The sequence below is a fragment of the Deltaproteobacteria bacterium genome, assembly GCA_017302835.1.
Lineage (GTDB): Bacteria > Bdellovibrionota > Bdellovibrionia > Bdellovibrionales > Bdellovibrionaceae > UBA2316.
The window spans coordinates 381,676-387,892 of record JAFLCC010000001.1; the positions used below are offsets into that span (position 1 = coordinate 381,676).

Consider the following 6,217-nt stretch of genomic DNA (forward strand, 5'->3'; position numbering starts at 1 on the left):
TTATGAGAAAAGCGCTTGAAAACATCCAGATATTTAAAACTCGAAGAGAAAAAGTGATTAAAAAACTTGGAAACAATGCCCTTGTTGTAGCGGCTCATCCAGAGCAAATTCGCAATCATGATGTTGGATATGCCTACAGACAAGATTCCAACTTGTATTACTTAACCGGCTTTGAAGAGCCAGAGTCTGTTTTAATTTTAAGACCAGGATTATTTCCTGAAAGTATTTTGTTTGTGAGGCAAAAAAATATTGAACGAGAGACTTGGGATGGTTTTCGTTTTGGTCCAGAGGCGACACAAGAAGAATTTCAAGTTGATAAATGCTATCCCATTGAAGAATTTGAAAAACAGGCCTTAGAGCTACTTAAAGGGTATGAAGGGGTCTATTACCGCTTACTTAAAAATCCAACATTTGATCAAAGATTTCTTAATATTTTGGAAGAGTTAAGACGGTCTCAAGGTAGAACTGGTTATGGTTTGATGACGATTTTAGATGCTGATGTATTTCTTGGTGAAATGCGGTTACGAAAATCTGAGGAAGAAATTTTAAATCTAAAGAAGGCCTGCGAAATCACAGCCCAAGGTCACGTGCAAGCAATGAAGTATGTAAAACCAGGGGTCACAGAAAGGCAAATTCAAGCAGTCATGACAAGTTATTTTCTTTCTCAAAACTCTCAACGAGAAGGCTACAATTTTATAGTTGCCAGTGGCAATAGCGCAACAACTTTGCATTATAATTTCAATGATCAAGTTTGTAAAAATGGGGATTTGTTATTGATCGACGCGGGAGCTGAGTACAATTATTACACTGGTGATATCACTAGATGCTTTCCCGTAAATGGACAGTTTTCCAAAGCTCAAAGAGAAATCTATCAAGGGGTGTTAGATATTCAGAAAGAAATAATTTCTGGCTTAAAACCAGGAATTTATTTTAAGGATTTGCATGACCAAGGAGCTTCTTTATTAACCGATTTGATGCTTGAGCTGGGTCTGTTGAATGGAAGAAAAGACGATATTTTAGCAGCGAATGCGCATAAAAAATATTACCCCCATGGAATTGGCCATTGGCTAGGCATGGATGTGCATGATGCGGGTCTTTATTTTATTAATGGAGAGCCTCGAACTATCGAGAAAAGCATGTGTTTCACCATTGAGCCAGGCTTGTACATTCCGGCAAAAGACGGCGAGGCGCCAGCTCCGTATCGAGGTATTGGGGTTCGCATCGAGGACAATATTTTAATCACATCCGATAGCTTTGAAAACATGACTTCAAGTGTGCCTAAAGAAATATCAGAAATCGAAAATTTGATGAATATGATGAACTCAACGAAGTCTAATGTCTAGGATTGATAAATAATATTCAAAGAAAGAATAAATTAATAAAATATTCTTCCACGTTGCCAGATTAAATCCTATACTCATATTAAGGATATTCAATGTCCTTAACCAGGAGGTCACGATGGCTGAAGCTAAAAACATGGAGTTACCCTTACTTCCCCTTAGGGATTTGATTATTTTCCCTCATTTGATGATGCCCCTGTTTGTCGGTAGGGAAAAGAGCATCAATGCTCTTGAAGAAGCCATCAGTAAGCAAAGTGATATTATTTTAGCAGCTCAGCGGGATGCTAAAACTAATAATCCAGAGTCAAAGGATATTTATAGTGTTGGGACCATTGGAACGATTATCCAACTGTTAAAATTACCTGATGGAACGGTTAAGGTGTTGGTTGAGGGCAAGCGAAGGGTTAAAATTAAAGATTTCGTTCCCAATGAGAACTTTTTCGTTGTGAAGTATGAAGAGATTCCAGAAGAGGTTGATTCACAAGTAGAGGCTCAGGCTTTGGTAAGATCAGTTAAAGCCACTTTTGAGACTTATGTAAAGCTAAATAAAAGAATTCCGCCAGAAATATTAATGAGAGTGACTTCTATTGAAAACGCAGGTGAACTCGCAGACATTATTGTCGCTCAATTAAATTTAAAACTTGAAGATAAGCAAAAAGTTCTTGAAATTTTTGAACCAGAAAAACGTCTTGAGCATTTGTTAAATATCATGACGGGAGAGATTGAAATTCTTGAGGTCGAGAAAAAAATCAGAACCCGAGTTAAAAAACAAATGGAGCGTTCGCAAAAGGAATATTATCTAAACGAACAAATGCAAGCCATCCAAAAGGAACTTGGAGATAAGGATGATTATCAAGCAGAGCTTCAAGATCTTGAGTTAAAGTGCAAGCAAAAGAAAATGCCTAAAGAGGCTAAAGAAAAAGTCATGAAAGAGGTTAAAAAACTCAAGCTCATGTCACCGATGTCGGCTGAGGCGACGGTAGTTAGAAACTACATTGATTGGGTTTTATCTTTGCCGTGGAATGATTATTCTGAAGAGAGTCACGATATTAAAAAAGCCAAGAAAATTTTAGATGACGACCACTGGGGATTAGAGAAAGTAAAAGAGAGAATTCTAGAATATCTTGCAGTTTTGTCCTTATCTAATAATCTGAAAGGTCCAATCTTATGTCTTGTAGGTCCTCCCGGAGTAGGTAAGACCTCTTTAGCTAGATCCATTGCCACTTCTTTGAACCGTCAGTTTGCAAGAATTTCACTGGGCGGCGTTCGTGATGAAGCGGAAATTCGTGGACACAGAAAAACCTATGTGGGAGCTATGCCGGGTAAAATTTTGCAAGCTCTCAGAAAAGTGGATAAAGGAAATCCTTTAGTATTGCTTGATGAAATTGATAAAATGGCAAATGATTTCAGAGGCGACCCTTCTGCGGCGATGCTTGAGGTTTTGGATCCTGAGCAAAACAACAATTTTCAAGATCACTATTTGGAGTTGGAGTACGATTTGTCTAAGGTGATGTTTATTGCTACAGCAAATTCTCTTCACACAGTACCGCGGCCGCTTCTTGACCGAATGGAAATCATCAGTCTCGAGGGTTATATTGAGCAAGAGAAATTTCATATTGCAAAAAATTATTTAGTGCCTAAGCAAATTGAAAACCATGGATTAAAAGATTACAAAGTGTCTATTCAAGATGCAACGATTAGAAATGTAATCAGATACTATACTCGTGAAGCTGGGGTCAGAAATCTTGAAAGGCAATTGGCAAATGTTTGTCGAAAAGTGGCAAAAGATATCGTTATGGGCGAAGCCATTTCAGATATGAAGCCAGGGACAAAGAAATCGCAACCCATCACATCGAAAAACAAACAAGGTTACGTTGTGACTCCAAAAAAATTAGTAGAACTTTTGGGCGCTCACAAATATAAATTTGGCAAGATTGAAGAACAGAATGAGATTGGCTTAACAAACGGAATGGCTTGGACCGAGGTAGGCGGTGATTTGCTTGCCGTTGAAGTGAGTGTTGTGCCAGGAAAAGGTAAGTTCACGGTGACAGGACAGTTAGGCGATGTCATGAAGGAATCATGTTCAGCAGCCATGAGTTATGTGCGATCACGAGGTCCACTATTCGGCTTTGCTAAGGAATATTTTGCAGATATTGATGTTCATATTCATTTGCCCGAGGGGGCCGTTCCTAAGGATGGACCTTCTGCGGGAATTGCCTTAACAACAAGTATAGTTTCAGCCATTACCAAAATTCCTGTAAAAAGAACAGTGGCCATGACTGGTGAAATTTCTTTGCGTGGAAAAGTAATGCCCATTGGTGGTTTGAAAGAAAAAATTTTGGCAGCTCATCGTGGTGGAATTAAAATGATCATTTGCCCGAAAGAGAATGAAAAAGACTTAAAAGATATTCCAAAAGAAGTTCTGAAAGAGTTAAAAGTCATTTTGGTCGATCATGTTGATCAGGTTTTGATCAACGCACTCGATATTAAATCTCCAAAGGAATTATTTAAACAGCAGAAGGCGACAGAGCTTGGAGTGAGGGCTCAATACACAGGACAATCTCTGCATCATCATTAGGTTCTGAGAACAGGACCTAATGATTTGCGTTAGAAGTAGGCATTAAATAGGTCATAAATATCAGTTACTTAAAATTATTTTTAATAATGATGGTAAATATATGAACAATGATTGACCAAAAGAACAGAATCTGACAAAAATTCATAATAAAATTTATTTTTATTAAAGGAATTTGATGATTCAGACAAGCCTTGATCATTTAACTCTAGAGGGGTTGAGTGATGATAGAGTTTTTGAACTTGGCAAGCTTCACGCTGACCGTGGTGATTTCGAAAGCGCTATAAAATATTTAAATCAGGCATCAGATTTGTATTTTCTGTCAAAAAATTACTCCCAATATTTAAAATGTCAAAATTTACTTCTTCGAATATATGCCGAAAGAGAGCAGGCCGATGAAATAAATTCAACCAAAGAAAAAATTCAGGATTTAGTTTTAAAAGAAGGTTTTGAATTAAATTCCAAAACCTATTACACGCTTTCAACTTGTGCCTGCTATAAGGCTCAGTATGAAAATGCATTAGATTATGCACAAAAATCATTAAAATTAGCCTTAGCTCAAGACAGCAAAGAAGATATTTGTAATAGCATATTCCTGATTGCCTTAATTTATTCTTTTTTGGGAAGATATGCGGATGCCTTAAAAGAAATATATAATTTGCATGTTTTTTTTCAAGTTTATGATTTTAAGGAACTTAAAACATCAACTCAATTACTGAATGCGCGTATTTTAAGAGAGTTGGGAAAATACGAAGAGGCTCTTTCGATCACGTGGCAAGCTTATGAGGAAGCCAAAGAGCTAAGAAATAATATTATTAATATTAATTTCTTAGGAATGCTTGGAGTTATTTATTTCGAGTCTGGAGATAAAGAGCTCGCCAGATTGTACCTAAACATGGCAAATAAAATGGTTGATGCAAAAAATCAAGTCAGATTAAGTCATATGATAAAATCATACCTTGATAAGTTTGGCGGTGAGAACAATCAACCCTACGATATTATTTTCGATGAAACAAATCACTCCATTATTGAGAAAAAAATTGGGACTATTGATTTTAAGAATCAATTTATTTTGCTCGATTTATTGAAGTTATTTATTGTAAATCAAGGGACTGTTTATTCTAAAGAATTTCTTGTTGAGAATGTTTGGAAACAACCTTATGATCCCTTAGTTCATGACAATAAAATATATGTTACCATCAAAAGACTAAGAAAATTAATTGAGCCAGATTATGATAAACCAAAATATATTTTTAGAGCCAAGAATGGTTATTACTTTAATAAATCAATTCGTGTACTAATGGAAAAATGAGGTTTTTTTGTGAAAAAAATAATGCCAATACTTTTAAGTTTTATTTTGTGTATCGGACTCTTCAGTAGAGAGTCGTACTCGTTGCCAACTTCAAATAATCTTAAGACCAGTGCTAGGGATTATGTTATTCATGGTGAGGACTTCGTACCTATTCCTTGGGGTTATGAGCTTCCTATTACATGGTATTCGTTAACTGGAACTTGGATGTTAAAACAGTCCAGACAAACGGCATCTAGCTATTTTACTTTTCAAACAATTAATAATAATAAAACAAACAAGATGTTGTACATTCAACAAATTGATCCTAATAGTTGCCAAATATTGGGAACTGGAGTCGCTAGTCAGCTTGATTTAAAGATCATTTATGCCACCCTCAGGAGTGTAGTAAACAATCAAGTTTACCGAATTAATTTTAGGAATTTCGATGCAAACTCATTTAATTCCCTGGTGCTGCCTTCTTTTCAGGGTCATATTATGATGATGTCAATTGCACCTATTAATTCCCATGAGTTTGTTAACTTTTCATTAGATCGGGTAAATATAAGTTCTCAGTTCAATATTAAATGCAGAGAAAGATTAGTTCGATAATTTTTAAATAGACAAAGTGGAAGATAATTGTTATTCAATCTCCACTTTAGTTCTTTACCACAGGGAGTTAGCTCAGTTGGTAGAGCGCCACCCTTACAAGGTGGATGTCGCAGGTTCGAATCCTGTACTCCCTACCATTAACCACCAGATTCCACGGTGGTTTTTTGTTTGTGTGATACGCAAATGGTAGAATCCCGCGCAAAATTGGTAGAAAGGTAGAAATGAATAAAGTCATTCCTTTGACCAAAAATCATAAAGACTATGAAGATGTTCCGGAGATGGCGTCCCGTTTCTGGTAGAAACTTTTTAGAAATACTCCAGAATGATTTTTTATTTTTATTTTCTAAGCTGCATACAAGTCAAGTTCTAGTTGTTGAATCATGTCTACTTTTTCAAGTTTAA

4 protein-coding genes and 1 tRNA gene are annotated in these 6,217 nt (G+C 36.2%); all 5 read left to right on the forward strand.

The features are described 5' to 3' along the window. Positions 1-2 precede the first annotated feature (2 nt). The 5 genes from J0M15_01855 to J0M15_01875 all read left to right on the forward strand — a co-directional run bounded on the left by J0M15_01855 (position 3) and on the right by J0M15_01875 (position 5,952). Positions 3-1,343 carry an aminopeptidase P N-terminal domain-containing protein gene (locus J0M15_01855; protein ID MBN8535772.1) on the forward strand — a complete coding sequence of 447 codons (1,341 nt, stop codon included), beginning with the start codon at positions 3-5 and terminating at the stop codon, positions 1,341-1,343. Positions 1,344-1,458: 115 nt separating this feature from the next. Then, positions 1,459-3,918: an endopeptidase La gene (gene lon / locus J0M15_01860; GenBank protein MBN8535773.1), complete on the forward strand. Its 2,460-nt coding sequence runs from the start codon at positions 1,459-1,461 to the stop codon at positions 3,916-3,918. Positions 3,919-4,132: 214 nt separating this feature from the next. Further along, complete coding sequence (locus tag J0M15_01865) at positions 4,133-5,227, forward strand: winged helix-turn-helix domain-containing protein (GenBank protein MBN8535774.1); 1,095 nt, start codon at positions 4,133-4,135, stop codon at positions 5,225-5,227. A gap of 9 nt (positions 5,228-5,236) precedes the next feature. Then, the gene (locus J0M15_01870) at positions 5,237-5,815 is read left to right on the forward strand and encodes a hypothetical protein (GenBank protein ID MBN8535775.1); all 579 of its coding nucleotides are present in this window, start codon (positions 5,237-5,239) and stop codon (positions 5,813-5,815) included. A 61-nt stretch (positions 5,816-5,876) separates the two neighbouring features. After that, positions 5,877-5,952 (forward strand) — tRNA-Val (locus J0M15_01875). The last annotated feature ends 265 nt before the right edge of the window (positions 5,953-6,217 follow it).

Excerpts from the sequence above, each read along its gene's own strand:
- J0M15_01855 (MBN8535772.1), top strand. The coding sequence starts at position 3 with ATGAGAAAAGCGCTTGAAAACATCCAGATATTTAAAACTCGAAGAGAA.
- lon (MBN8535773.1), top strand. The coding sequence starts at position 1,459 with ATGGCTGAAGCTAAAAACATGGAGTTACCCTTACTTCCCCTTAGGGAT.